Source organism: Terrabacter tumescens (assembly GCF_014646815.1).
Classification (GTDB): Bacteria; Actinomycetota; Actinomycetes; order Actinomycetales; family Dermatophilaceae; genus Terrabacter; species Terrabacter tumescens.
Window position 1 is genome coordinate 403812 of the sequence record NZ_BMNZ01000001.1, and the last position, 24335, is coordinate 428146.

The 24335-nt window shown below is 70.5% G+C and carries 20 protein-coding genes; 8 read left to right on the forward strand and 12 right to left on the reverse strand.

Translation table 11 applies throughout. From position 1 onward, the window contains the following. Window positions 1–13 precede the first annotated feature (13 nt). Together ppgK and map are read right to left on the reverse strand one after the other, a co-directional pair. Complete coding sequence (gene ppgK, locus IEY30_RS01895; RefSeq protein WP_030146359.1) at window positions 14–772, reverse strand: polyphosphate--glucose phosphotransferase; 759 nt, start codon at window positions 770–772, stop codon at window positions 14–16. Between the two features lie 95 nt (window positions 773–867). After that, entirely contained in the window at window positions 868–1752 is an 885-nt protein-coding gene (gene map / locus IEY30_RS01900; RefSeq protein WP_030146358.1) for a type I methionyl aminopeptidase, read from the reverse strand. Window positions 1753–1864: 112 nt separating this feature from the next. On the opposite strand from map, the gene IEY30_RS01905 reads away from it, so the two are divergent. Next, on the forward strand, window positions 1865–2083 hold the full coding sequence (locus IEY30_RS01905; protein ID WP_030146357.1) for a hypothetical protein: 219 nt from the start codon (window positions 1865–1867) through the stop codon (window positions 2081–2083). Between the two features lie 98 nt (window positions 2084–2181). On the opposite strand, the gene panB is transcribed toward IEY30_RS01905, so the two are convergent. Beyond that, a complete protein-coding gene (gene panB, locus IEY30_RS01910; protein WP_030146356.1) occupies window positions 2182–3075 on the reverse strand; it encodes a 3-methyl-2-oxobutanoate hydroxymethyltransferase in 894 nt (297 codons plus the stop codon). Between the two features lie 288 nt (window positions 3076–3363). On the opposite strand from panB, the gene IEY30_RS01915 reads away from it, so the two are divergent. The 4 genes from IEY30_RS01915 (at window position 3364) to IEY30_RS01930 (ending at window position 11536) form a co-directional block, all read left to right on the forward strand. Further along, a complete protein-coding gene (locus tag IEY30_RS01915) occupies window positions 3364–5685 on the forward strand; it encodes an immune inhibitor A domain-containing protein (protein WP_030146355.1) in 2322 nt (773 codons plus the stop codon). 165 nt (window positions 5686–5850) lie between these two features. Continuing rightward, window positions 5851–7188, forward strand: coding sequence for a type I glutamate--ammonia ligase (gene glnA, locus IEY30_RS01920; protein WP_030146354.1), 1338 nt, complete (start codon window positions 5851–5853; stop codon window positions 7186–7188). Window positions 7189–7238: 50 nt separating this feature from the next. Next, complete coding sequence (locus tag IEY30_RS01925) at window positions 7239–10271, forward strand: bifunctional [glutamine synthetase] adenylyltransferase/[glutamine synthetase]-adenylyl-L-tyrosine phosphorylase (RefSeq protein ID WP_030146353.1); 3033 nt, start codon at window positions 7239–7241, stop codon at window positions 10269–10271. Further along, the gene (locus tag IEY30_RS01930) at window positions 10268–11536 is read left to right on the forward strand and encodes an MFS transporter (protein ID WP_030146352.1); all 1269 of its coding nucleotides are present in this window, start codon (window positions 10268–10270) and stop codon (window positions 11534–11536) included. The genes IEY30_RS01925 and IEY30_RS01930 overlap by 4 nt, the downstream gene beginning before the upstream one ends. An 81-nt stretch (window positions 11537–11617) precedes the next feature. Here IEY30_RS01930 and IEY30_RS01935 read toward each other — a convergent pair whose 3' ends face one another. From IEY30_RS01935 to IEY30_RS01945, 3 genes are all read right to left on the reverse strand, one after another. Beyond that, window positions 11618–12640, reverse strand: a complete 1023-nt coding sequence (locus IEY30_RS01935; RefSeq protein WP_030146351.1) for a peptidoglycan-binding domain-containing protein — start codon at window positions 12638–12640, stop codon at window positions 11618–11620. Between the two features lie 144 nt (window positions 12641–12784). After that, the gene (locus IEY30_RS01940) at window positions 12785–14260 is read right to left on the reverse strand and encodes an MFS transporter (protein WP_229674792.1); all 1476 of its coding nucleotides are present in this window, start codon (window positions 14258–14260) and stop codon (window positions 12785–12787) included. Next, window positions 14257–14700, reverse strand: a complete 444-nt coding sequence (locus IEY30_RS01945) for a DUF1810 domain-containing protein (RefSeq protein WP_030146349.1) — start codon at window positions 14698–14700, stop codon at window positions 14257–14259. The genes IEY30_RS01940 and IEY30_RS01945 overlap by 4 nt, the downstream gene beginning before the upstream one ends. Window positions 14701–14839: 139 nt before the next feature. Here IEY30_RS01945 and IEY30_RS01950 point away from each other — a divergent pair, with 139 nt between their 5' ends. Continuing rightward, a complete protein-coding gene (locus IEY30_RS01950; protein WP_188960085.1) occupies window positions 14840–15982 on the forward strand; it encodes a serine hydrolase domain-containing protein in 1143 nt (380 codons plus the stop codon). A gap of 204 nt (window positions 15983–16186) precedes the next feature. Here IEY30_RS01950 and glnA (IEY30_RS01955) read toward each other — a convergent pair whose 3' ends face one another. Next, the gene (gene glnA / locus IEY30_RS01955; protein ID WP_030146347.1) at window positions 16187–17611 is read right to left on the reverse strand and encodes a type I glutamate--ammonia ligase; all 1425 of its coding nucleotides are present in this window, start codon (window positions 17609–17611) and stop codon (window positions 16187–16189) included. Between the two features lie 196 nt (window positions 17612–17807). Between glnA (IEY30_RS01955) and IEY30_RS01960 the strand changes: the two genes are divergently transcribed. Further along, the gene (locus IEY30_RS01960; protein WP_030146346.1) at window positions 17808–18293 is read left to right on the forward strand and encodes an RDD family protein; all 486 of its coding nucleotides are present in this window, start codon (window positions 17808–17810) and stop codon (window positions 18291–18293) included. Between the two features lie 114 nt (window positions 18294–18407). Here the strand turns inward: IEY30_RS01960 and IEY30_RS01965 are convergent, their stop codons facing one another. The 5 genes from IEY30_RS01965 to lipB all read right to left on the reverse strand — a co-directional run bounded on the left by IEY30_RS01965 (window position 18408) and on the right by lipB (window position 23084). Further along, the gene (locus IEY30_RS01965; protein ID WP_030146345.1) at window positions 18408–19142 is read right to left on the reverse strand and encodes a DUF4191 domain-containing protein; all 735 of its coding nucleotides are present in this window, start codon (window positions 19140–19142) and stop codon (window positions 18408–18410) included. A 5-nt stretch (window positions 19143–19147) separates the two neighbouring features. Continuing rightward, window positions 19148–20173, reverse strand: a complete 1026-nt coding sequence (gene lipA / locus IEY30_RS01970) for a lipoyl synthase (RefSeq protein WP_030146344.1) — start codon at window positions 20171–20173, stop codon at window positions 19148–19150. A gap of 108 nt (window positions 20174–20281) precedes the next feature. After that, a complete protein-coding gene (locus tag IEY30_RS01975; RefSeq protein WP_030146343.1) occupies window positions 20282–21328 on the reverse strand; it encodes an ABC transporter permease subunit in 1047 nt (348 codons plus the stop codon). After that, window positions 21325–22296 carry an ABC transporter ATP-binding protein gene (locus tag IEY30_RS01980; protein ID WP_030146342.1) on the reverse strand — a complete coding sequence of 324 codons (972 nt, stop codon included), beginning with the start codon at window positions 22294–22296 and terminating at the stop codon, window positions 21325–21327. The genes IEY30_RS01975 and IEY30_RS01980 overlap by 4 nt, the downstream gene beginning before the upstream one ends. 128 nt (window positions 22297–22424) lie before the next feature. Beyond that, window positions 22425–23084 carry a lipoyl(octanoyl) transferase LipB gene (gene lipB / locus IEY30_RS01985; protein ID WP_030146341.1) on the reverse strand — a complete coding sequence of 220 codons (660 nt, stop codon included), beginning with the start codon at window positions 23082–23084 and terminating at the stop codon, window positions 22425–22427. A 36-nt stretch (window positions 23085–23120) separates the two neighbouring features. Here lipB and IEY30_RS01990 point away from each other — a divergent pair, with 36 nt between their 5' ends. After that, a complete protein-coding gene (locus tag IEY30_RS01990) occupies window positions 23121–24188 on the forward strand; it encodes a Gfo/Idh/MocA family protein (RefSeq protein WP_030146340.1) in 1068 nt (355 codons plus the stop codon). The last annotated feature ends 147 nt before the right edge of the window (window positions 24189–24335 follow it).

Genomic DNA, 24335 nt, shown 5'->3' on the forward strand with positions numbered 1-24335 from the left:
CACCCACGTCTCGTCAGGCCCGGTCGACGGCCAGGTGCGCGGCGCCGATGATGCCGGCCTGGTTGCGCAGCTGCGCCGGGACGATCGGGCAGCGCAGCTTGAGCTTCGGCAGGAAGTCGTCGCTGTCCTTGGAGATGCCGCCACCGACGATGATGAGGTCGGGGGAGAAGAGCTTCTCGATGGTGTCGTAGTAGGTCTGGAGCCGCTCGACGTACTCGTCCCAGGACAGGCCCTCGATGTCCTTGATCGACGACGCGGCGCGGTCCTCGGCGTCGTAGCCGTCGATCTCGAGGTGGCCGAGCTCGGAGTTCGGGACGAGCCGGCCGTCGTGGATGATCGCGCTGCCGATGCCGGTCCCCAGGGTGGTGAGGATGACGAGGCCCTTGACCCCCTTCGCGGCGCCGTAGTACATCTCCGCGAGCCCGGCGGCGTCGGCGTCGTTGAGGACGGTGACGGCACGGCCGGTGTGCTCCTTGATGAGCGCCTCGGCGTCGGTGTTGATCCACGACGGGTCGATGTTGGCGGCCGACAGCACGGTGCCTCGGATGACGACCGCCGGGACCGTCACGCCGATGGGTGAGTCACCCGTCACGTCGGCGAAGTGGTCGACGATCTGGTCGACGACCTCGGCGACGGCGTCGGGCGTGGCCGGCCTGGGCGTCAGGATCTTGAGCCGCTTGCCGGCGAGCTCACCCGCCTTGAGGTCGACCGGGGCACCCTTGATGCCGCTGCCGCCGATGTCGATGCCGAGGGGCTTGCCGTGCTTGGCCATGGTCCGTGCTTCCTTGTCGAGGACGTGGTCGGGTCAGCGGGTGGTGCTGGTGGTGCGAGTGCGGGTGCGCGTGAGTCCCCACGCAGCAGGACGGCTCAGGCAGCGCCTGCGCCGCCCTCGGGAAGGGTCAGGATCTCGTTGCCGTCGTCGGTGATGACGATGGTGTGCTCGAACTGGGCCGAGCGCCTGTGGTCGCGGGTGACGACGGTCCAGCGGTCGTCCCACATGTCCCACTCGTGGGTGCCGAGGTTGAGCATCGGCTCGATGGTGAACGTCATGCCCGGCTCGATCACCGTCTCGTAGTGCGGCGCGGCGTCGTAGTGCGGGACGATGAGGCCGGAGTGGAACTCGAGGCCGATGCCGTGACCGGTGAAGTCGCGCACGACGCCGTAGCCGAAGCGCTTGGCATAGCTCTCGATGACGCGGCCGATGACGTTGATCTCGCGGCCGGGTCGGGCCGCGCGGATGCCGCGCATCATGGCCTCGTGGGTGCGCTCGACGAGCAGCCGGGACTCCTCGTCGACGTCGCCGACGAGGTAGGTCGCGTCGGTGTCGCCGTGCACGCCGTGGATGTAGGCCGTGACGTCGATGTTGACGATGTCCCCGTCCTCGAGGGGGCGTGCGTCGGGGATGCCGTGGCAGATGACCTCGTTGACGCTCGTGCACACCGACTTGGGGAAGCCCTTGTAGCCGAGCGGTGAGGGGTAGGCGCCGTGGTCGAGCATGTACTCGTGCGCCACCGCGTCGAGCGCGTCGGTCGTGACGCCGGGAGCGATGGCCTTGGAGGCCTCGACCATGGCCGTCGCGGCGATGCGGGAGGCGATCCGCATCTTCTCGATGGTCTCGGCGTCCTTGATCCGCACGTCGCCGTCCTCGCGCGGGTTGGGCACGTCGACGTAGTGCGGCCGTTCGATCGAGGCGGGCACCGGTCGGCGCGGACTGAGGGGGTGTGGCGACACCCGCGGCTGGAGCAACGGCATACGGTGGAGTCTAGGTCGTCGGCGGGTGGCGTCCACGCGTGGCGTTCACGACGCGGACCCGTCCGCTCCGACGGTGAAGTGGCAAGAGTCCGAGGAGAGAAGGAGTGCGCACGTGAGCTTCTGGTACAACGTCGACACGGGTCAGGTCGAGACCGATGACAACCGCAGCCGTGGCGAGCAGGTGCTCGGCCCGTACGCCACCGAGGCGGAGGCGCGTGCAGCGCTCGACACCGCCCACAAGAAGACGGAGCAGTGGGACTCCGAGGACCGCGACTGGAACGAGCGCGGGACCACGGGGTCCGGGGCGGCGTCGGGCGACGGCGACGCCTGAGCCCGACGGCCGGTCCTGATCGCGGACGTTCCGGCCCACACGCCCACACGCCCACGGCGCCCGTGCGGTCCGGCCCGGACCGGACGGGCGCCGGCGCGTCAGGACTCGAACGAGTGCTCGGCGTCGGGGAAGGCGCCCGACTCGACGTCCGCGGCATAGGTCCGTGCGGCGTCGAGCAGGGTGCCGCGCAGGTCGGCGTACTTCTTGACGAAGCGCGGGGCCTTGCCGGTGCGCAGGCCCGCGAAGTCGCTCCACACGAGCACCTGGGCATCGGTGCCGTTGCCCGCGCCGATGCCGATCGTCGGGATGCTCAGCACCTCGGTGACGCGGGCGGCGACGGGTGCCGGCACCATCTCGAGCACCACGGCGAAGGCCCCGGCGTCCTGCAGGGCACGCGCCTCGTCGACGAGGGCGTCGGCGGCGTCCCCGCGACCCTGCACCCGGTAGCCGCCGAGCTGGTGCTCGCTCTGCGGCGTGAAGCCGACGTGGGCCATGACGGGGATGCCGGCATCGGTGAGCGTCTTGACGAGGGGGACCATCGCGGTGCCCCCCTCGAGCTTCACGGCGTGGGCGAGGCCCTCCTTCATGAGGCGCACCGCGCTCGCGAATCCCTGCTCGACGGAGGCGCCGTACGAGCCGAACGGCAGGTCGGCCACGACGAGGGCGCGGCGCGCGGCCGAGGACACGGCCCGCACGAGCGGGATCATCTCCTCGAGCGTCACCGGGACGGTCGTCTCGTAGCCGTAGACGTTGTTGCCGGCCGAGTCGCCGACGAGCAGGACGGGGATGCCGGCCTCGTCGAAGATCTGGGCGGCATACATGTCGTATGCCGTGAGCATCGCCCACCTGCGACCCTCGGCCTTCATGGCGTGCAGGTGGGGGATGCGCACCTTGCGGGGTGACGGAGCGCCGCCCTCCGCCGGGGTGGGGGCCTGCGCACCCCTGCTGCCGGCACCGTAGGGACTCAGCTCCTCGGGAGCGTCTGTGCTCATCCGGGGAGCATATCGGTGAGCCGGGGAGCCCGGTCTGTGACGGGTGGGACCCGTATACGACTCGGGTGGGACCCGTATACGACTCGGGTGGGACCCGTATACGACTCGGGCTGGTTAGCCAAGACCTCGCGGCCGGTCCTTTACGAAGATTTTACGTTCTTGGCGACGAACCGCCTTCTGGCACAAGTTTTTCCGATTGACCTGTGACTGGAGGCCACATTGTCTGTGATGTGTGTTGTTATACGCGAGGTGCCGGATCACGGCGCCTTGTGACCAGGAGGACAGAACGTGAACAAGCGCCATTGGAGCGCTGTCTCGGGGTTGGCTGTTGGGGCGCTCGTCGTCACCGGCCTCACCGCCCCGATGCAGGCTCAGGCAACGCCCGTCGCCAAGGCCCCGGTGAGCGGTGACCCCGCAGCCGCCCAGGCCTCCCGCCCGGACAACCTGCCCAACCCCCTCGCCGAGGCCCAGGCGGCCGAGCGCAAGGACGCCGTCGCCAAGCTCCTCAAGGGCGAGGCCACGACCAAGACCATCAACGGCAACCGCGTCATCGAGGTCAAGGGCAAGGGCAAGGACGGCAAGCCGGGCAAGTCCCGGTACGTCAACTACCCGGTGAACCGTGAGGAGGACATCTTCACGATCCTCACCGACTTCGGCACGCAGACGAAGTCCCCGTTCGACACGACCCCCGGTCCGGTGCACAACCAGATCGCCTCGCCGGACCGCAACTGGGACGGCAACAGCACCGACGACAACTCGACGTACTGGACCAAGGACTTCAACCGGGACCACTACCTGGAGATGATGTTCGGCAACGGTGAGTCCTTCAAGGACTTCTACCTCAAGCAGTCCAACGGCCGCTTCCTCGCCAAGGGTGACGTCTCCGACTGGGTGACCGTCCCCTACAACGAGGCCCGCTACGGCGCCAAGAACAACGCCGACGGCTACTGGAACTACGTCAAGGACACCGCGACGGCCTGGTACAACGCGCAGAAGGCGGCCGGCAAGAGCGACGCCGACATCAAGACGTACCTCGCGCAGTTCGACAAGGTCGACCGCTACGACTACGACGGCGACGGCGACTTCAACGAGCCCGACGGCTACATCGACCACTTCCAGGCGATCCATGCCGGTGAGGGCGAGGAGGCCGGCGGTGGTGCGCAGGGCGTCAACGCCATCTGGTCGCACCGCTGGTACGCCTTCTCCACCGACGCCGGCAAGACCGGCCCCGACTTCAACAAGCTCGGTGGCGTGCCGCTCGGCAGCTCCGGCATGTGGATCGGTGACTACACGACCGAGCCCGAGAACGGCGGCCTCGGCGTGTTCGCGCACGAGTTCGGTCACGACCTCGGCCTGCCCGACCTCTACGACACCAACGGCGGCGACAACAGCACCGCCTTCTGGACGCTCATGAGCGGCGGCTCGTGGCTCAACCGCGGCAAGGACTCGATCGGCACGACGCCCGGCTACATGGGCCCGTGGGAGAAGCTCCAGCTCGGCTGGCTCGACCACAAGGTCGTGCCGTTCGGTGAGAACACCTCGGTCAAGCTCAGCCAGGCCGATCTCGCCACCAAGAGCGGCTCGGTGCAGGCCCTCATCGTGCCGCTGCCCGAGCGCACGGTGACCTCCGAGCGCAACACGCCCCACTCCGGCAAGGCCGAGTGGTGGAGCGGGTTCGGCGACAACCTGAACTCGACCCTCTCGCGCACGGTCGACCTCACCGGTGCCAAGACGTCCGCGTCGGTCAACGCCTGGGTCCAGGGCAACCTGGAGAAGGACTACGACTACATGTACGCCGAGGTCTCCACCGACAACGGCGCCAACTGGACCCAGGTCGGGACGCCCGTCAACGACGTCTTCGGCTGGACCCAGAAGTCGTGGGACCTCTCGGCCTACAAGGGCCAGAGCGTGCTGTTCCGCTTCCGCGTCGCCACCGACGGCGGCGTCTCGAGCGAGGCCTTCGTCGACGACGTCAGCGTGACCACGGACGGCGTCGCCGGCCCGGTCGACGACGTCGAGTCGGGTGCAGGTGCCTGGACGGCCAAGGGCTTCTCGATCATCGACGGCACGTCGTCCAAGAAGGTCCAGGACTTCTACCTCGCCGAGAACCGCGTCTACAGCGGCTACGACGCGACGCTGAAGACCGGCCCGTACAACTTCGGCTGGGGCAACAGCAAGCCCGACTGGGTGGAGCGCTTCCCCTACCAGAACGGCATGCTCGTCTGGTTCGCCAACGGCGAGTACGGCGACAACAACACCATCGACCACCCCGGTGGCGGTCAGGTGCTCCCGGTCGACGCCCGCCCGGCGCCGGTCATGCTCAACAACGCCACGGGTCCGCAGACCATGCTCGGCAACCGCCGTCAGCCGTTCGACGCCACCTTCGGCCAGGAGCGGACCGACGCGGTCACCTTCCACCGCAACGGTGTCGAGACGGTCGTCCCGTCGCAGCCCGCGATCCCGACGTTCGACGACTCGGTCGTCGACCGCTACTGGTCGGCCAAGAACCCGCTCGGTTCCACCAAGGTGGCCGGCTCGGGCACGACGATGACGGTCACCAAGACCCGCGACGGCGGCAACGAGCTGCAGGTCAAGGTCGCCTTCAAGTGACCTCCGACTGACGTCGCGTCATGAGACCGAAGGGCCCCCGGGACACCTCCCGGGGGCCCTTCGCACGCGCACCACACGGCATACGACCCCGTTGACGACGCACCTGCCGTCCCGAGGATCGTGTGTCGCAACATCCGTGAAACAGCCATGCGGCAGGATCGAGACATGAACCGTCAGGAAGAGTTCGTGCTGCGCACGATCGAAGAGCGCGACATCCGCTTCGTCCGTCTGTGGTTCACGGACGTGCTCGGCACCCTCAAGTCCGTGGCCGTGGCCCCGGCCGAGCTCGAGGGGGCCTTCGCGGAGGGCATCGGCTTCGACGGTTCGGCCATCGAGGGCTTCGCGCGCGTCTACGAGGCCGACATGCTCGCCAAGCCCGACCCGTCGACCTTCCAGATCCTGCCGTGGCGCGGCGACCCGCCCGGCACCGCCCGGATGTTCTGCGACCTCCAGCTGCCCGACGGCACGCCGAGCTTCGCCGACCCGCGGCACGTGCTGCAGCGGGCCCTAGGCAAGGCGGCCGACCTCGGCTTCACCTTCTACACGCACCCCGAGATCGAGTTCTTCCTCCTCGAGCAGGGCCGCGACGCGCAGGGACGCCCGATCCCCGTCGACGACGCCGGCTACTTCGACCACGTGCCGCACGGCACCGGCCACGACTTCCGCCGGGCCGCGATCACGATGCTCGAGAACATGGGGATCTCGGTCGAGTTCAGCCACCACGAGGGTGCACCCGGCCAGAACGAGATCGACCTGCGCTACGCCGACGCGCTGAGCACGGCCGACAACATCCAGACCTTCCGCACGGTCGTCAAGGAGGTCGCCCTGAGCCAGGGCATCTACGCGACGTTCATGCCCAAGCCGTTCTCGGAGCACCCCGGGTCCGGCATGCACACGCACCTCTCGCTCTTCGAGGGCGACTCCAACGCCTTCTTCGAGGCGGGCGCGCCCTACCAGCTGAGCAAGGTCGGCCGTCAGTTCATCGCCGGCCTGCTGCGGCACGGGGCCGAGATCGCCGCCGTCACCAACCAGTGGGTCAACTCCTACAAGCGCCTCTGGGGCGGGGGAGAGGCGCCGGCCCACCTGACGTGGGGGCACAACAACCGGTCCGCCCTCGTCCGGGTCCCGATGCACAAGCCCAACAAGGGCCAGTCCACGCGCGTCGAGGTCCGCTCGCTCGACTCGGCCTGCAACCCCTACCTCGCGTTCGCGGTGCTCCTCGGCGCCGGGCTCAAGGGCATCGAGGAGGGCTACGAGCTGCCGCCCGAGACCGAGGACGACGTCTGGAGCCTCACCGACTCCGAGCGCCGCGCCATGGGCATCAAGCCGCTGCCGTCCTCGTTGGGCCGCGCCCTCGAGGTCATGGAGGAGAGTGAGCTCGTCGCCGACATCCTCGGCGAGCACGTCTTCGACTTCTTCCTGCGCAACAAGCGTCAGGAATGGCTCGACTACCGCCACGAGGTCACCCGCTTCGAGCTCGAGCGCTACCTGCCCCGTCTCTGACGGAGCGCGAAACACCCACTCACACCTGGCGATTCGACGGTTCGGCACCCATGTCATCACGCACCAGCACGACCGAGGGCGCTCTCGCCCGGCTCGGCTTCGCCGACCCCGACCGGGCCGTCGGTCTCGTCGACGACCGGGCGCTGCTGCCGATCCGGGCCGCCGTGGCCGACGGTCAGCTCGACGAGATCGCCGGCGTCATGGCGGAGACCGCCGACCCCGACCAGTGCCTGCTGGGCCTCGTGCGGGTCGCAGAGGCGCTCGGTCGGCTCGCGGACGACCCTGGCTGGGGGATCACCGCGTTCGCGACCGAGCTCGCGGCGCCCGGCGTCGGGCGCGAGCGCGTCCTGGGCGTGCTCGGCGCCTCGAGCGCCCTCGTCGACGAGCTGGTCCGCCACCCGGAGCACTGGGTCGACGCCGCCCGCGCGGAGCGGCGGCCGGGGGACCAGGTGCGCACCGATCTCGTCGACGCCGTGGGCGAGGGCCGCGGGGATCACACGGCGCACGACGCCCTGCGGATCGCCTACCGGCGTGGGCTGCTGCGCATCGCCGCCCTCGACGTCACTGCTGCAGACCCGCTCGCCGAGATGCCGGCGGTCGGCGAGGCCCTGGCCGAGCTGGCCGAGGCCGCCCTCGAGGCCGCGCTCGTCATCGCCCGCGAGGAGTACGGCGACGGCCACGAGGCCTGTCGGCTCGCGATCATCGGGATGGGCAAGACCGGCGGGGGCGAGCTCAACTACGTCAGCGACGTGGACGTCATCTTCGTCGTCGAGCCGGCCGACGGCGCCGACGAGGAGACCGCCCTGCGCGTCGGCACCGCCCTCGCGACAGCGACCATGCGGGCCTGCTCGACGCCGACCCCGGAGGGCAGCCTCTGGCCCGTCGACGCGGCGCTGCGACCCGAGGGCAAGCAGGGGCCGCTCGTGCGCACCATCAACAGCCACAAGGCCTACTACGAGCGCTGGGCCAAGACGTGGGAGTTCCAGGCCCTCCTCAAGGCGTGGGTCTCCGCAGGGGACAAGGAGATCGGGCTGCGCTACAAGTCCGAGATCTCGCCGATGGTGTGGGAGGCCGCCGGCCGCGACCACTTCGTCGAGGACGTCCAGGCGATGCGCCGGCGGGTCGAGCAGCACGTCCCGGCCAACGAGGCGGCCCGCCAGCTCAAGCTCGGCCCGGGCGGCCTGCGCGACGTCGAGTTCAGCGTCCAGCTGCTCCAGCTCGTGCACGGGCGCACCGACCCCAGCCTGCGCTCCGCGACGACGCTCGAGGCGCTCTCAGCCCTCGCCCGTGGCGGCTACGTCGGCCGCGAGGACGCCGCCGTGCTCGACCGGGCGTACCGCCACCTGCGCTGCCTGGAGCACCGCATCCAGCTGCACCGCCTCCGGCGCACGCACCTCATGCCGGTGGCCGAGGCCGACCTGCGCCGGCTCGGTCGCGCCATGGGCCACCGCACGCACCCGGAACGCGCCGTCGTCGCCGACCGGCAGGCCGCCGCCCGCGAGGTGCGCCGGCTGCACGAGCGCCTCTTCTACCGGCCGCTGCTCGCGGCCGCCGCCAAGCTCAGCCCCACCGAGGCGCGGCTCAGCCCGGAGGCGGCGCAGCAGCGCCTGCTCGCGCTCGGCTTCCGCGACCCGGCCGGTGCCATGCGCCACATCGAGGCCCTGACGACCGGTGTCAGCCGTCGTGCCGCGATCCAGCGCACCCTGCTCCCGGTCATGCTCGGGTGGTTCGCCGACGAGGCCGACCCCGATGCCGGACTGCTGTCCTTCCGTCGAGTCTCCGACGGCCTCGGCACGACGCACTGGTACCTCAAGATGCTTCGAGACGAGGGCCGTGCCGCCGACCGGCTCGCGCACTGCCTGGCTCGCAGCCGGTATGCCGCCGACCTGCTCGTGCGCTCCCCGGAGAGCGTCTCGATCCTCGGCGACGACAACGGACTGACGCCCCGCAGCCGTGACACGATCACCGCGAGGATGCAGTCCGCGGCCGGTCGGCGCGACTCGGCCGCCGACGCCGTGGCCGCGATCCGCGCGATCCGGCGCCACGAGCTGCTCCGCATCGTCATGGGTGACCTCGTGGGGGTCATCGACCTGGCCGGGGTCGGCGAGGCCCTGACCGACCTCACGGGCGCGACGATCCAGGTCGCGCTCGAGGTCGCCACCCAGGAGGTGGAGCGGCGCGAGGGCCGCCCCGTCGGGGGCGACATCCTCGTCGTCGCCATGGGCAGCCTCGGGGGACGGGAGCTCGGCTACGCCTCGGACGCCGACGTCATGTTCGTCCACCAGCCGCACCCCGACTCCTCGGAACAGGACGTCCAGACCCTCGCGACGATGGTCGTCCAGGAGCTGCGCAAGCTCCTCTCCGGGTCCGGACCCGACCCCGGTCTCGGCCTCGACGCCGACCTGCGCCCCGAGGGCAAGGCCGGCCCCCTCGTGCGCAGCGTCGACTCGTTCCGCACCTACTACGAGCGCTGGGCCCTCACGTGGGAGTTCCAGGCCCTGCTGCGGGCCACGCCGATCGCGGGACCGCAGGAGCTCGCCGACGCCTTCCTCGCACTCATCGACCCGCTGCGGTGGCCCGAGGGCGGCATCAGCGAGAGCCAGGTGCGCGACATCCGCACCCTCAAGGCGCGGGTCGAGAGCGAGCGCCTGCCCCGGGGCGCCGACCCCCGGACCCACCTCAAGCTCGGTCGTGGCGGCCTCACCGACGTCGAGTGGGTCGTGCAGCTGCACCAGCTCCGGCACGCGCACGAGCGCCCGGCGCTCCGGGTGACCGGCACCATGGCGGGCCTCGCGGCACTGAGCGAGGAGGGCCTCGTCTCGGTGGAGGATGCCACCGCCCTCCGGGAGGCCTGGCGCCTCGGTGCGCTCATGCGCAACGCCGGCGTGCTGTGGCGCGGCAGGGCCATCGACAGTGTCCCGTCGGACCTGCGCGACCTCGACGGGATCGGGCGCATCATGGGCCGTTCCGCCGGTGAGGGAGCGGCCTTGGCCGAGCTGTGGCGCCGGGTGGCGCGGCGCTCGCGCCACGCCACTGATTTCAACTTTTACGAGTCCCCACCTCGGGGTAGCGTCGTCCCGTGATTCGGAGCGAGGGCCAGGCCGGCAGTGTGCCGACGTACGGCGCCGTTCTCCGGGTGCCGCGCTACCTCCCGATCTTCCTGGCCAACGCGCTGTCGATGTGGGGGGACTACATCGCCCGCGTCACGGTCGCGGCCGTGGTCTTCGAGCGGACGACGTCGCCGCTCGCGACGGCGACCACCCTCGCCGTCAGTCTGGTGCCGACCTTCTTCGGGCGCAGTCTCGTGGGTCCCATCGTCGACCGCTTCCCCTACAAGTGGGTCCTCATCTGGTCCCACCTCGTCCGGGCGGCGTGCGTGCTCGTCATCATGTGGCTCGTCTTCACGACCTCGACGTTGTGGCTGATCTTCCTCGTCCTCTTCGCGCTCGAGCTCGTCGGTGGCGCGTCGACGGCCTCCAACATGGTGCTGCTCACCGACCTCTTCGAGGACCGTCACCTCTACGCGCGTGCCGTCGGGCTGGGCGCCATGTCGGAGCAGTTCAACCAGGCCATCGGTCTGGCGGTCGGCGGCGGGCTCGTCGCGCTCGTCGGCGCCGAGACCGGGCTGCTCCTCGACCTGCTCACCTTCGTCGTCGCGGCGCTCGTCATCCTCTTCGTCGTGCCGCTGCGGCCGGTCACCGGGGAGCGTGGCAAGGGCCTGCGTGGCTTCGTGCGCGACCTCTCGACCGCTGCCGGCGACCTCGCCCGGCACCCGGTCCTCGCGCGCCTCGTCACGTTGAGCGCCGTGGCCAGCCTCGGCATCGCGGCCCCCGAGGCCCTCGCCATCCCGATCGCGGGTCGCAACGGCTGGGGCGGGGCGCTCATGGCGGCGCCGATCGTCGGGGCCGTCGTCGGCATCCTCGTCGTCGGCCGGCGCGACGTGCACCAGCAGAACCAGTCGATCGTGCCGCTGGCCCTGCTCATGCCGCTGCCGCTGCTCGCGACCGCGCTGCACCCGCCGATCTGGGTCGTCGCAGCGCTCTTCTTCGTCTCGGGCATGCTCCAGGCGTTCATGGTCCCGCTGCAGGCGACCTTCGCGCTCGTCACCGAGCCCGCCCTCCGGGGCCGCATCTTCAGCCTCGCCGGCAGCGTGTCCATCGCGGCGGCCGGACTGTCGTTCCTTGCTGCGGGCTGGGTCGGCCAGCACACGAGCGCCCACCAGGGCGTCGCGGTCTGTGCCGCCGTCTGCCTGGCCCTCATCATGGTCGTCGCCGCCACGTGGCCGCACCGCCGCGTGCGCACGGCCGTGGACCACGCGTATGCCGCGACGTCCTCCCGCGCCGCCTGACCGTCGCCCAGCAGGCACGTCACATGAACACCGTCGCCGAGGCCCGTGGGCCTCGGCGACGGTGGTGGTGGAGGTGGTGGGTCAGCGACGGATGCCGTTGGCAGCCAGCAGCGCCCGCCACGTCGGCGAGTACATGACGCCGCTGGCCGGGAGACCGTGCTTGGTCTGCCAGGACTTGACGCGGCTGGTCGTCGTGGAGCCGAAGGTGCCGGTCGCGGGCGAGACCCCGACGGCCTTCTGCAGGATCGTCACGGCCGGGCCCTTCATGCCGGGGCGCAGCACCATCCCGGACCGCGGCACGAGCTCCTTGAGCAGCGCGCTGGCACCGGCGGGTGCCTTGACGGTGGCGTAGCGCGGGCAGGGGCGGGCATTGGGGGCAGCGTTGCCGGACGACCAGTTGAGGTCGGCGGGGCGGCAGGGACCCCAGTCGACCGGGGCGACCGCCTTGGTCCAGAACGAAGTTCGGCCGTTGGCGCCCTCCCACGAGAGGCTGAGGTGAACGTGGTTGCGGTGGCACGCCGTGTCGTAGGACGTGGACGGCGTCGTCGCACAGGTGCTGTAGGGGCGCCATCCCTCGGAGGGTCGGTACGAGCTCCACATCTTGTTGTTCCAGATGATGTACATGACGCCGAGGCGCCGGGCGTTCGCGTAGCCGTTGCCGGCCTTGTCGGTGCTGAGCAGCCAGTTGATGAGGGCCGTGGCCTGCGCTCGCTGGGTGGCGTTGCGCACGTTGAAGAAGGTGTCGACGGCCCGTCCGTCGAAGTGCTCCGAGGACGGGGTGAGCGCCGAGGTGCAGGGACGCGACAGTCCGTAGGTGTTGGCATACGTCGCCTGGATGAGCTTGGCGAGCTTGAGCGAGCCCGTGCGCGTGCGCAGGTCGCACCCGGTCGGCGGCACGTAGGGCGAGAGCCCCTCGATGGCGGCGGGCAGGCCGGTGGGCGTGGCGGGGACCGGGACGCCGCCCGCAGAGGCGCTGGGCGCGCTGGCCGGCAGCAGCACGAGGGAGGCGAGGACGGACAGCACGAGGCCGAGGCGCCCGAGGCCTCGGAGGCCTCCGAGGGCTCTGGTGCCTCCGGGAGGGGGAGTCGCTGAGGTGGGCTTCATCGGAACTTCCAGACACGGTCGTGAGGCGAGGCCACCGACCGGGACGCCGATGACGGTTCGATTCAAACCTTTTGTCCCTTTTTGGCGCAGCCGTTTGAGGAAACCGGTTCGTTGCGACCGGCGTGTCGTGCTGGACGTATGCCGTCAGGCGTCTCGTGCGCGCCGGCGCCGACCTCGGAGGTCGAGGGCGCTGGCCAGGAGCGCGACGGCGACGAGCACCGCCGCGACCCGCAGCGCCGCGGAGGCTTGGAGCCCCTGTCCGGAGGCGGCTCCGGAGTAGAAGACCGCGCCCACGAGTGCGATCCCGGCAGCCGTGCCGATGCGTTGGCCGGTCTGGAGCAGACCACCTGCGGTGCCAGCCCGGTCGACGGGGACCCGGTCGACGGTCAGGGTGATGTTGGGGGAGATGACGAGGCCGCTGCCGATGCCGGCGACGAGGAGGGGGCCGGCGAGCCACCAGCCGAGCGAGGAGCCGTGGACGGTGCCGAGGACGACGTCGACGGCGATGATGCCGACGAGGACGATGCCGAGCCCGACGGTGACGAGCGACCGTTCGAAACGGCTGACGAGGCGGCCTCCGATCGCCGAGGTCACGGCCGAGCCGGCCGCGAACGGGGTGACCGCGAGACCCGCGAGCAACGGCGTGTAGCCCAGCTGCTGCTGGAAGAAGATCGTCAGCACGAAGAAGATGCCGGTGAAGCCGGCGAAGTAGATGGTGCCGACCGCAGCCCCTGACGCGTAGCCGGGTACCTGGAAGAGCGCGAGGTCGACGAGCGGGCTCCGGCCGCGGCGCGTGTAGGCGCGCTCCCACGCGAGGAAGCCGACGAGGAAGGCCAGCCCGATGACGGCCACCCACCACGGGACGCTGGCGCCGCCACGACCGCTCTCGACGACGGGCAGCAGGATGCCGAGCACGCCGGCGCCGAGCAGCACGACGCCGACGGGGTCGCCGTCGATGCGCCGGGTGCGGTCGCGCTCCGGAGGGTCGGGCAGCCAGCGCATCGCCAGCACGACCGCGGCCACGGCGATCGGGAGGTTGACGAAGAAGATCCACCGCCAGCCGGTCTGCTCGCCGAGGCCGTCGAGGATGACGCCCCCGACGACGGGACCCACGGCCGTCGAGATACCGATGGTCGCGCCGAGCAGGCCGAACGCGCGTCCGCGTTCGGCGCCCCGGAAGAGCTGCTGGATCAGGCCGGAGACCTGGGGGTTGAGGACGCCGCCGGCGGCTCCCTGCACGAGCCTTGCCACGACGAGCAGGGCGCTCCCGGGCGCGAGTCCGCAGGCGAGGCTGGCGAGTCCGAAGAGCACGACACCGACGACGAAGACGGTTCGCCTGCCCAGGACGTCGCCGATGCGACCGGAGGGCACTAGGGTGAGGCCGAAGGCGAGGGCATAGCCGGACACGACCCACTGCAGGTCGCTCGGCGTGGCCTGCACCCCGGACTGGATCGAGGGCAGGGCGACGTTGACGATGCTGACGTCGAGGAGCGTCATGAAGCCGGCGACGAGGCAGACCCACAGGGCCTTCCACCGTCGCGGGTCCGGACTGTCGGGAGTGTCCGTGACCGGCGCGGAGTCTCTGGTGCCGGTGTCGCGTTCGGCGCGCTCCACGGTCACGAGCCGAGGATCCCGGTCGTGGCGTCGTCGCGGCGGCCACCGAAGAAGTGCTCCAGCACGCGCGCGAAGGGCTCGGCGTCGGCAGGATCGTCCGCTGCTCGCTCGAAGAGCGTCATCGACGAGCGCAGCTTCGTCGCGTCGATGGAGCCGAGCACCTCGACCGGGTCGCTGGTGCCGAGGCTGTCCAGCGCCTGCGCACACTCACGGAGGCGGGGTCCGAGAACGGGATGCCGCAGGTAGGCCCGTGCCTCGGGGAGGCCCGACACGGCATACGCCCTCGCTGTCTCGCTGAGTCCGAGACCCGCCACCTGCGGAAACACGAACCACATCCAGTGACCGCGTTTGGACCCCGCCCTCAGCTCGGCCAGCGCGGACGCGTAGGTGCCGCCTGCGTCCTGGGCGCGCACGAACCGCTCGAGGTCGGGGGAGTTCTCGGTCATGTCTGATGACGTACCCGTCGTGGGGCGGGACCCGACGAACCCTCGACAGCCGCACCACCTCCGAACGCTCGAGATCGCCTTGCGTCGCTGTGTCATGCAGCGCACAGACAGCTCCGTCCCTGCGGCGCACCCTCGTGGCATGGACACCGACAAGAGCATCAGATGCGCCGTCGGCCGAGTCACGATGAGCGCGGCCCTTGCGGCAGTAGTTCTCGCGCCGGCAGGTTGCCAGGCCGCTCCGGGCTCGACGGCCCCCGGAGCGAAGGCACCGACCGTGGCGGCACACTCCAGACCTGCCACGCCGGTCACCACCCGCACCGGGACCCTGGCCCGTGCGCAGGCCGCGGTGCGCACGGCGTTCGTCTCCGCTGTCGCCGACAGCTCGGCCGCCGTCGTCCTCGTCCGGGACGGCAAGGACACGGCAGTGCTCGTGCACGGTCTCGCTGACGTCGCCGGCAGGCGGGCACTCACAGTCCAGGATCGTTTCCCCGTGGCGAGCCTCACGAAGTCCATGGTGGCGACCGCGGTCCTCCAGTTCGTCGCCTCCGGGCGAGTCGCCTTGGATGACCCGGTCAACCGCTACCTACCTGGCATCGTGCCCTCGGACCGGATCACCATCCGCCAGCTGCTCAGCCACCGCTCAGGGCTGCACGATCTGACAGATGTGGACGTGGCTGCGGTCCGGCCCCTGACCTACCGGGCGCTGCTGAAGGCGTCGGCCGCCCGGCTCGACTTCGAACCCGGCGCGTTCGGCGTCTACTCCAACCAGGGCTACACCGTTCTCGGGCTGCTCGTCGAGAAGCTGAGCGGCACGACGCTGGCGCAGGCGCTGCAACAACGGGTCTTCGCGCCGGCCGGCATGACCTCCACCACGCTCGCGGGCACGTTCACGGTGCTCGGCTACTCCGCCTACCGGCTCGGACAGCTGGCAGATCGACTCCCCTTGGGCGTGATGTGGGCCAGCGGAGGAGTGGTGTCGACCGTTCAGGACGTCGACCGCTTCTACACCGAGCTCTTTGCCGGCGCCCTCCTCCCGGTGCGTCTCGTCCGCGAGATGGAGAAGCCCACCGGGACCAGCCCCTTCGGGTCCGGCGACTACGGCCTCGGTCTGTGGATCGGCAGCCTGAGCTGTGGGTCGGTCATCGGCCACGGTGGCTCCATCCCAGGCTTCAAGGTCGTCGCCTGGGCGACGCCGGACCACACCCGTGCAGTCGTCGCGATGGTCAACTCCGACAACAGCTTGATGGCCAACAACCTTGCCGACAGAGCCCTCTGCGGCTGACGCCGTGGAGCCGGTGGTCGACGGCACCGCGACGACTCTCGACAGGTTTCGCCACATGCGGCCGGACGCAGACGAGTCCGCCCGCGCTGCCGTTGCAGTGGTGCTGGCAGCACGGGCGGACTCGTTGGATCTCCGGCTTGCGGACCAACTGTGGACTAGGCCTTCATGTGAACAAAGAGCCGCAGTTCAGTCGCGATTTGGTGATCAGAGGTCGAAGTACATCTCGAACTCGTGCGGGTGCGGGCGGAAGCGGATCGGGTCCACCTCGTTCTTGCGCTTGTACTCGACCCACGCCTCGATGAGGTCGGCCGTGAACACGTCGCCCTCGAGGAGGTAGTCGTGGTCGGCCTCGAGCGCCGCGAGGACCTCGGGCAGCGAGCCCGGGACCTGCTCGATCGCCGCGTGCTCCTCGGGCGGCAGCTCGTAGAGGTCCTTGTCGACCGGCTCCGGGGGCTCGATGCGGTTCTTGATGCCGTCGAGGCCCGCCATCAGCTGGGCGGCGAAGCAGAGGTACGGGTTCGCCGACGGGTCGGGAACGCGGAACTCGATACGCTTGGCCTTCGGCGACGTGCCCGTGATCGGGATGCGGACGCACGCCGAGCGGTTGCGGGCGGAGTAGACCAGGTTGACCGGGGCCTCGTAGCCGGGGACCAGGCGGTGGTAGGAGTTCACCGTCGGGTTGGTGAAGGCGAGCAGCGACGGCGCGTGCTTGAGCAGGCCGCCGATGTACCAGCGCGCGATGTCCGACAGGCCGCCGTAGCCCCGCTCGTCGTAGAAGAGGGGCTCGCCGTCCTTCCAGAGCGACTGGTGCGTGTGCATGCCCGAGCCGTTGTCGCCGAAGAGCGGCTTCGGCATGAAGGTCGCGGTGTGGCCCTGCGCCCAGGCGGAGTTCTTGACGACGTACTTGAACTTCATGAGGTCGTCGCCCGAGTGCAGCAGCGTGTTGAAGCGGTAGTTGATCTCCATCTGGCCCGCGGTGCCGACCTCGTGGTGGCTGCGCTCGACGTTGAGACCGACCTCCTTGAGCTCGAGGCAGATCTTGTCGCGGAAGTCCGCGAAGTGGTCGACGGGGGAGACGGGGAAGTAGCCGCCCTTGTAGCGGGTCTTGTAGCCCCGGTTTCCGCCCTCCTCCTCGCGGCCGGTGTTCCACGCGGCCTCGATGGAGTCGAGGTAGTAGTAGGACGCGTTCGCCTTCGTCTCGAAGCGCACGTCGTCGAAGACGTAGAACTCGGCCTCGGCGCCGAAGTAGGCGGTGTCGGCGATGCCCGTGGACTTGAGGTACTCCTCGGCCTTGCTCGCGATGTTGCGCGGGTCGCGGCTGTAGCGCTCGTCCGTGAACGGGTCGAGGATCGAGAAGTTCATGACCAGCGTCTTCTCGACGCGGTACGGGTCGATGAACGCGGTGGCGGGGTCGGGCACGAGCTTCATGTCGGACTCGTGGATCGCCTGGAAGCCGCGGATCGAGGACCCGTCGAACATCTGGCCCACGGTGAAGAAGTCCTCGTCGACCGACTCAGCCGGCACGTTGAAGTGCTGCATGACACCGGGCAGATCACAGAACCGAATGTCGACGAACTTGACGTCCTCGTCCTTGATGTACGCAAGGACCTCGTCGGCTGAGCTGAACATCCAACCTCCTGATGTGGGGCGAGGTCGTCCGGTCCTGGCGATCCTCAGAGCGTCAGGGGGCGTGGGACGGCCCCGTGCTGTCGGTGTCGACACTATCGACAACCGATTTCTCGGCCATGACCCTCATGTTTCGCCGGTGTTACGGATGGACAGGCCCGGGCAAACCGTAGGGACCGGGTCTCGTTACGCTGGTCCCGTGGTGGACCGCAAGGACTTCGGCTCATGGCTCCAGGGCCCCCGTGAGCGCACGAGCGCCGACGCGCAGTACCGGGGCCGCGAAATCGGCCTGCCCCAGCACGGACCGGGGTCGGTGGCCGGCTTCGGCATCCGCCTGGTCGGCGTGCTCATCGACTGGGCGATCGCCTCCGTCATCGCGCGCGGTCTGTTCGGCGTGCCGCTGCCGTTCTCGCAGCCGCCGGCCTCCGGAGGCCAGAGCTTCATCGTGCTCGCCGTCTTCGGCGTCATGCACCTGCTCCTCGTGGGCACGGTCGGTTTCACGATCGGTCACCGGATCGTGGGCCTGCAGGTCCGCTCCCTCGGCGGCAGCGGTCGGGTGCTGCCGGTCCAGGCCCTGGCGCGCACCGTGCTGCTGTGCATGTTCATCCCCGCCGTCGTCTGGGACCGCGACGGCCGCGGCCTGCACGACAAGGCTCCCGGCACCGTCATCGTGCGCACCCGCTGACCTGGCGCTGACCTCGCGCCGCACACCGACTGCCGGCGTATGCCGGAAGGCCGGCTCCCACGGGGAGCCGGCCTTCCGCATACGTCAGGTTGGTGCCGTCCGAGCGGCCCGGGATCACTTGCCGCGCAGGGCCTTGCGGTCCATGCGGGCCCGCATCGGGTCGACGCCGGGCGGCAGGGGAGCACGGAGGCCGCCGAGCGCCTTGAGGCGCTTGTTGACCAGGGCCATCTCGTCCTTGGTGATCTGCGGCTTGAGGCGCTGGACCTTGCTCGCGAGCTTGGGGAGGGGGACCTCGTTCTCGCCCGAGCCGACACGCATCGTCGTGACCGGGACACCGGGGGCGACGCGCTCGACGCGCTTCTTCTCGGTGGCGAGCAGCTTCTGGACGCGGGCGGTCGGACCCTCGCCGACGAGGACGACGCCGGGGCGACCCAGCGCGCGGTAGACCATGGCGGCCGAGTTGATGTCGCCGGGACGGGCGACATCGGCGGCCACGGGCTCGCGGTCGGTGTACCAGCCGCGGCGGATCGAGGTGAGCGCAGCGCCGGCGGCGCCGGCCTGGCCCTCGATCTGGCTGTAGGCCGCGCGCTCGGCACGCCGGCTCATGACGATCGTCGCGGCGAGGATGCCGAACAGCACGCCGAAGATGCCGAAGATCCACGGCAGCTTGACGATGAAGCCGACGACGAGGAGCACCCCGAAGACGACGAGGAACGACAGCAGCATGAACCAGCCGATGACCGGGTCAGCCTGCTTGGAGACCCGATAGACGTCTCGGATCTGGGACAGTCGTCCCTGCTTCTTCTCCTGGGGCGCGCTGCTCGCGTCGCCGTCCTTGTTGCGTGCCATGGTGCTCAGGATACGGCGCCCTGGCCGCGCGCCACCAACGACGCCGCCTCCTGGCGGGCGGGGGACTCGGCGGCCTCGGCGAGGTGCGACAGGTGCGTCGGGATCTCGCGGCCCCACTTGCGCATCGCGGTCGCCCACAGGCGGCCGGCGCGGTAGGACGAGCGGACGAGCGGGCCGGCCATGACGCCCTTGAAGCCCATCTGCTCGGCGACCTCGGACCAGTGCACGAACTCCTCCGGCTTGACCCACCGGTCGATCGGGTGGTGCAGCTTCGAGGGGCGGAGGTACTGGGTGATCGTGAGGATGTCGCAGCCGGCGTCGTGCAGGTCGCGAATGGCCTCCTCGATCTCGGTGTCGGTCTCGCCCATGCCGAGGATGAGGTTGCTCTTGGTGACGAGCTGCGCCTCGCGCGCCATCGTCAGCACCTGCAGCGACTTCTCGTAGGTGAACGCGGGACGGATGCGCTTGAAGATGCGCGGCACCGTCTCGAGGTTGTGGGCGAAGACCTCGGGACGCGCGTCGAAGACCTGGCTCACGAGCTCGGGCTTGGCGCCGAAGTCGGGCGGGAGGATCTCGACGCCCGTGTTGGGGTTGAGCAGGTGGATCTGGCGGATGGTCTCGGCATAGAGACCGGCCGCGCCGTCGGGCTGGTCGTCACGGGCGACGCCGGTGACGGTGGAGTAGCGCAGGCCCATCTGCGCCACCGACTCGGCCACGCGGCGCGGCTCGTCGAGGTCGAGGGAGGTCGGCCGGCCGGTCGCGATGTCGCAGAAGTCGCAGCGGCGGGTGCAGACGTCACCACCGATGAGGAAGGTGGCCTCCTTGTCCTCCCAGCACTCGAAGATGTTGGGGCAGCCGGCCTCTTGGCACACCGTGTGCAGGCCCTCGGACTTCACCATCGAGTGCAGTGCGGTGTACTCGGGACCCATCTTGGCGGTCGTCCGGATCCAGGACGGCTTGCGCTCGATGGGGGTCTCGGCGTTGCGCGCCTCGACGCGCAGCAGACGACGGCCGTCGGGAACGACAGACACACGGGCTCCTTGGTCGGGATTTGCTGCTTCGCACAGGTTACGCCCCCGTGCGGATATCCCCGGACACGGCCGATGGCGTATGCCGTCTGCCGACGTCCCCGGCGCCCCTCAGCTCACGTCGCGCCTCCGGAACGCGACGAGCCCGACCGCCACGATGGCGACGACGACCCCGAGCAGGAAGACCCAGCCCTGGGTGTAGGTGATGGTGTGCTGCGTGTACTCGCAGCGCGCGTCGGTGCACGACTCGGCGAAGTACGTCGAGCCCTTCTCGACGAACGCCTCGATGTTGTGCAATACCGACCAGCGCTGGAGCCGGCCCTGCAGGAAGGACTGCACGGCGATGCCCTCGACGACGACGGCGTAGCCGAGCACGACCCCGATGATCGCCGCGGTGTGGCGCAGCAGCAGGGCGAGGGCCGCGCCGATGAGTCCTGCGCCGACGGCGAGCGCCACGACGCGCAGCCCGAGCAGCGCCAGCGGGTCGGTGAGCTGCGCCGGGTCGGGCAGGACGAGGTCGTCGCCGGGGCGGTTGACCACGGCGACCATGCGGGCGCCCAGGTTGCCCAGGACGAGGCCGAGCAGGGCGATGCCGGCGCCCGCGAGGGCGGCCGCCGTCAGCTTGCTGGAGGCGACCTGCAGCCGTCGCGGCGCGAAGGTCAGCCACGTCCCCATCGAGCCGGTGGAGAACTCCGCCCCGACGAAGCTGGCCCCGAGCAGCAGGGCGACGAAGGCGAGCAGCAGCGCCCCGACCTTGGCGATGCCCTCGGTGATCACGTCCGCCACGGGCAGCACGAGACCCATGTCCTCGAGCGTGGGGGTCTGCTGCTGGTCGCAGCCGAAGTCGACCGCCGGGTCGCCGCTGCGGTCGCGCTCCATCGCCTCCTGCTTCTTGCACTCCTCGAGCATCTGCGGGGCCTGCTGCGTCATGGTGCGGAAGTCATCGAGCTGCTGGGCCAGCCGCTCGGGAGCGCTCGCCGTGTAGGCGTTGTAGACCATCGCGCCGGTGAACAGCACGACGGCGACGACGGCGGCCTTGGTGAGGCGGCGCCACCACAGCCGGCGCAGCTCGACGCCGACGAGCCCGGCGAACGAGGTGCCCTTGGGCCGGCGTTCGGTACGGGGCCGGGAGTCGGGGGAGACGAGGGTCTCGCTCATGACGCACCTCCGTCCGAGCGGCCACCGGCGACCCGGTCGGCCTCGCCCCCGAGGCCTTCACCGGCGGTGAGGGCGAGGAACGCCGACTCGAGGTCCGCACGCACCGGCACGAGCTCGCTGACGTAGAGGCCGTGGCCCGCGAGCGACCGCGTGACGGCGGAGGGGTCGTCCGTCCCGACCATGAGGTATGCGTCGTCGCGGGTCAGCGTGTAGCCCTCGGCCTGCAGCACCTGGGCGGCCCGGTCGGGCGAGGCGACGCCCACCCGGACCTGGCCGACGCCGCTCGCGCCGGCACCGCCGAGGATGTCGCTCACGCGGCCCTCGGCGAGCAGCGAGCCGTGCCCGATGATCGACACGGTATCGGCCACCTGCTCGACCTCGGCGAGGATGTGGGAGCTGACGAGCACCGTCTTGCCCTCTGCGCCAAGGGATCTCATGGTGTCGCGCACCTCGCGGATGCCAGCCGGGTCGAGCCCGTTGGTCGGCTCGTCGAAGATCAGCAGGTCCGGGTCCTTGAGCAGCGTGGCCGCGATGGCGAGGCGCTGCTTCATGCCGAGGGAGAAGCCCGAGTAGCGGTCACGTCCTCGGTCGCCGAGGTGGGTGGCCTCGAGCACCTCGTCGACGCGGTGGCGCGGGCTGCCGATGGCCCCGGCGAGCAGGACGAGGTTCTGTCGAGCTGTGAAGGTCGGGAAGAACTTCGGCGACTCGACGATGGCGCCCACCCGGTCGATGACCTGCGGCAGGCGCTTCGGGACCGCCTCGCCGAAGACCTCGGCCGTGCCGGAGTCGGCGCGCACGAGGCCGAGGAGCATCCGGATCGTCGTCGTCTTGCCCGACCCGTTGGGGCCGAGGAAGCCGTGCACCCCGCCGAGCGGCACGGCCATCGACAGGCCGGTGACGGCGACGCGTCGCGATCCTCGGCTCAGGTACGTCTTGCGTAGGTTGACGGTGCGGACGGCGACGTCCATCGATCCCCCTGGTTCGACCGGTTTGGTGGTCGTCACCCTAGGGGGTGGCACCCGGTCTCGCAGCGGACGCGACGGTCACGACACGGCATACGCCATGACCCGCGTCCGGAGGGGCGCGAGGCGCGTCGTCAGGCGAGGGCGCGGCGGTTGGGCCGGAGCGTCGGAAGGATGTCGGCGAGGTGCTTCTCGACGTGCGGCAGCACCTCGGTGACCGGAACGTCGCGACCGAGCTCGAACGACAGCGAGGTCACGCCCGCACCGACGATGCCGCACGGGATGATCACCTCGCCCCACGAGAGGTCGGGGTTGCAGTTGAACGCGAAGCCGTGCATCGCGACCTGCCGGCTCACCCGGATGCCGATGGCGCCGATCTTGCGTCGCGGGCCGCGGTCGTCCTCGGCGATCCACGTGCCGCTCTCGCCCTCGACGCGGCCCGCCTCGACGCCGAAGTCGGCGCAGACGCGGATCATCATCTCCTCGATGTGCCGGACGTAGCCGACGACGTCGATGGGGCCGGGGAGCCGGACGATGGGGTAGCCGGTGATCTGGCCCGGCCCGTGCCAGGTGATCTTGCCGCCGCGGTCGACGTCGATGACGGGCGTGCCGTCGTTCGGTCGCTCCTGCGGCTCGGTGCGCTTGCCGGCCGTGTAGACCGCCCGGTGCTCGAGGAGGTAGACGGTGTCGGGCTCCTCGCCCGCGACGACCTTCGCGTGGGTGTCGCGCTGGACCTGCCAGGCCTGCTCGTAGTCGACGAAGTCGGGGTCGAGGCCGAGGTGGACGAAGCGCATGCGGCCACCCTACGCCGGGCGGCATACGATGCCGGAATGCCTGCCACCGCGCCGTCCCCGTCCACTCCGCTGCGTGTCGGGCTCGTCGGCTACGGCTCGGCGGGGCGCGGCATCCACGCCCCGCTCATCGGGCGTGCCGGGCTCACGGTGGCGGCCGTCTCGACGTCCAAGGCGACCCGCGCCGACGAGGTGCGCGCCGACCTCCCGGGCGCCGAGGTCGTCCCCGACCTCGAGACCCTCCTCGGCGTCGACGGACTCGACCTCGTCGTCCTCGCGTCGCCGAGCGGCGTCCACGCCGAGCAGGCCGAGCGGGTCATCGAGGCGGGCCTGCCGCTCGTCGTCGACAAGCCGCTCGCCGTCGACGCCAGCAGCGCCCTCGACGTCGTCGACCTCGCGGCGCACCACGGCGTCCCGCTCACGGTCTTCAACAACCGGCGCTTCGACCCGGAGCTCGCGGCGCTGCGCATCGTGCGCGACGAGGAGCTTGTCGGCGAGATCTGGCGTGCCGAATACCGCTGGGACCGTTGGCGTCCCGTGCCCAAGCAGCGCTGGCGCGAGCAGGTGCCGGCCGAGGATGGGGGCGGCCTGCTGCTCGACCTGCAGACCCACCTCGTGGACCAGGCCGTGCTGCTCCACGGAGAGGTCGAGTCGGTCTACGCCGAGGTCGACTCGCGCACGACCGTCGCCGAGGACGACACGTTCCTCGCGTGCCGGCACACCTCGGGCGTCGTCAGCCACGTCATGTCGAGCTCGGTCAACGGCGCCCCCGGCCCGCGGGCCCGCGTCAACGGGGCGGCCGGGTCGTTCGTCATCGGCCGGCAGGTCGACGACGTCAGCGCCTTCACCGAGTTCGAGAACGACGGCGACGCCATCGGCTGGGTCGTGCGCGGCGACGAGCGCGTGCCCGGACCCGTCGTGACCGACGCGGACCAGGCCAACTTCTACCGGGCCGTGGCGGCCGCCCTCGTCGCGTCCGACCCGCAGGCGACGATGCCCGTCGACCCGCGCGACGCCGTCCACGTCCTCGCCGTCCTCGACGCCGCCCGGATCAGTGCTCGTGACCGCCGCGTCGTCGAGGTCGTGACGCCGGGCCAGACGCCCTGACCCGGCCGACAGACCTGACTCTGCCCTGACGGGCTCGCTCGCGTATGCCGGGTGGCGGGGTCACCGGGTCTTGCCGGTCGGCCGGCAGGGTGGTTGCAGGGCTCGTCCCGGCTGGCCTGTGGATGACCCGCCCGGGGCTCGTCCCAG

What these genes read in the sequence shown, in the direction of transcription:
- ppgK (WP_030146359.1), bottom strand. Translation starts at nt 772, where the DNA reads ATGGCCAAGCACGGCAAGCCCCTCGGCATCGACATCGGCGGCAGCGGC.
- map (WP_030146358.1), bottom strand. Translation starts at nt 1,752, where the DNA reads ATGCCGTTGCTCCAGCCGCGGGTGTCGCCACACCCCCTCAGTCCGCGC.
- panB (WP_030146356.1), bottom strand. Translation starts at nt 3,075, where the DNA reads ATGAGCACAGACGCTCCCGAGGAGCTGAGTCCCTACGGTGCCGGCAGC.
- glnA (WP_030146354.1), top strand. Translation starts at nt 5,851, where the DNA reads ATGAACCGTCAGGAAGAGTTCGTGCTGCGCACGATCGAAGAGCGCGAC.
- IEY30_RS01925 (WP_030146353.1), top strand. Translation starts at nt 7,239, where the DNA reads ATGTCATCACGCACCAGCACGACCGAGGGCGCTCTCGCCCGGCTCGGC.
- IEY30_RS01935 (WP_030146351.1), bottom strand. Translation starts at nt 12,640, where the DNA reads ATGAAGCCCACCTCAGCGACTCCCCCTCCCGGAGGCACCAGAGCCCTC.
- IEY30_RS01945 (WP_030146349.1), bottom strand. Translation starts at nt 14,700, where the DNA reads ATGACCGAGAACTCCCCCGACCTCGAGCGGTTCGTGCGCGCCCAGGAC.
- IEY30_RS01950 (WP_188960085.1), top strand. Translation starts at nt 14,840, where the DNA reads ATGGACACCGACAAGAGCATCAGATGCGCCGTCGGCCGAGTCACGATG.
- glnA (WP_030146347.1), bottom strand. Translation starts at nt 17,611, where the DNA reads ATGTTCAGCTCAGCCGACGAGGTCCTTGCGTACATCAAGGACGAGGAC.
- IEY30_RS01965 (WP_030146345.1), bottom strand. Translation starts at nt 19,142, where the DNA reads ATGGCACGCAACAAGGACGGCGACGCGAGCAGCGCGCCCCAGGAGAAG.
- IEY30_RS01975 (WP_030146343.1), bottom strand. Translation starts at nt 21,328, where the DNA reads ATGAGCGAGACCCTCGTCTCCCCCGACTCCCGGCCCCGTACCGAACGC.
- IEY30_RS01980 (WP_030146342.1), bottom strand. Translation starts at nt 22,296, where the DNA reads ATGGACGTCGCCGTCCGCACCGTCAACCTACGCAAGACGTACCTGAGC.
- lipB (WP_030146341.1), bottom strand. Translation starts at nt 23,084, where the DNA reads ATGCGCTTCGTCCACCTCGGCCTCGACCCCGACTTCGTCGACTACGAG.
- IEY30_RS01990 (WP_030146340.1), top strand. Translation starts at nt 23,121, where the DNA reads ATGCCTGCCACCGCGCCGTCCCCGTCCACTCCGCTGCGTGTCGGGCTC.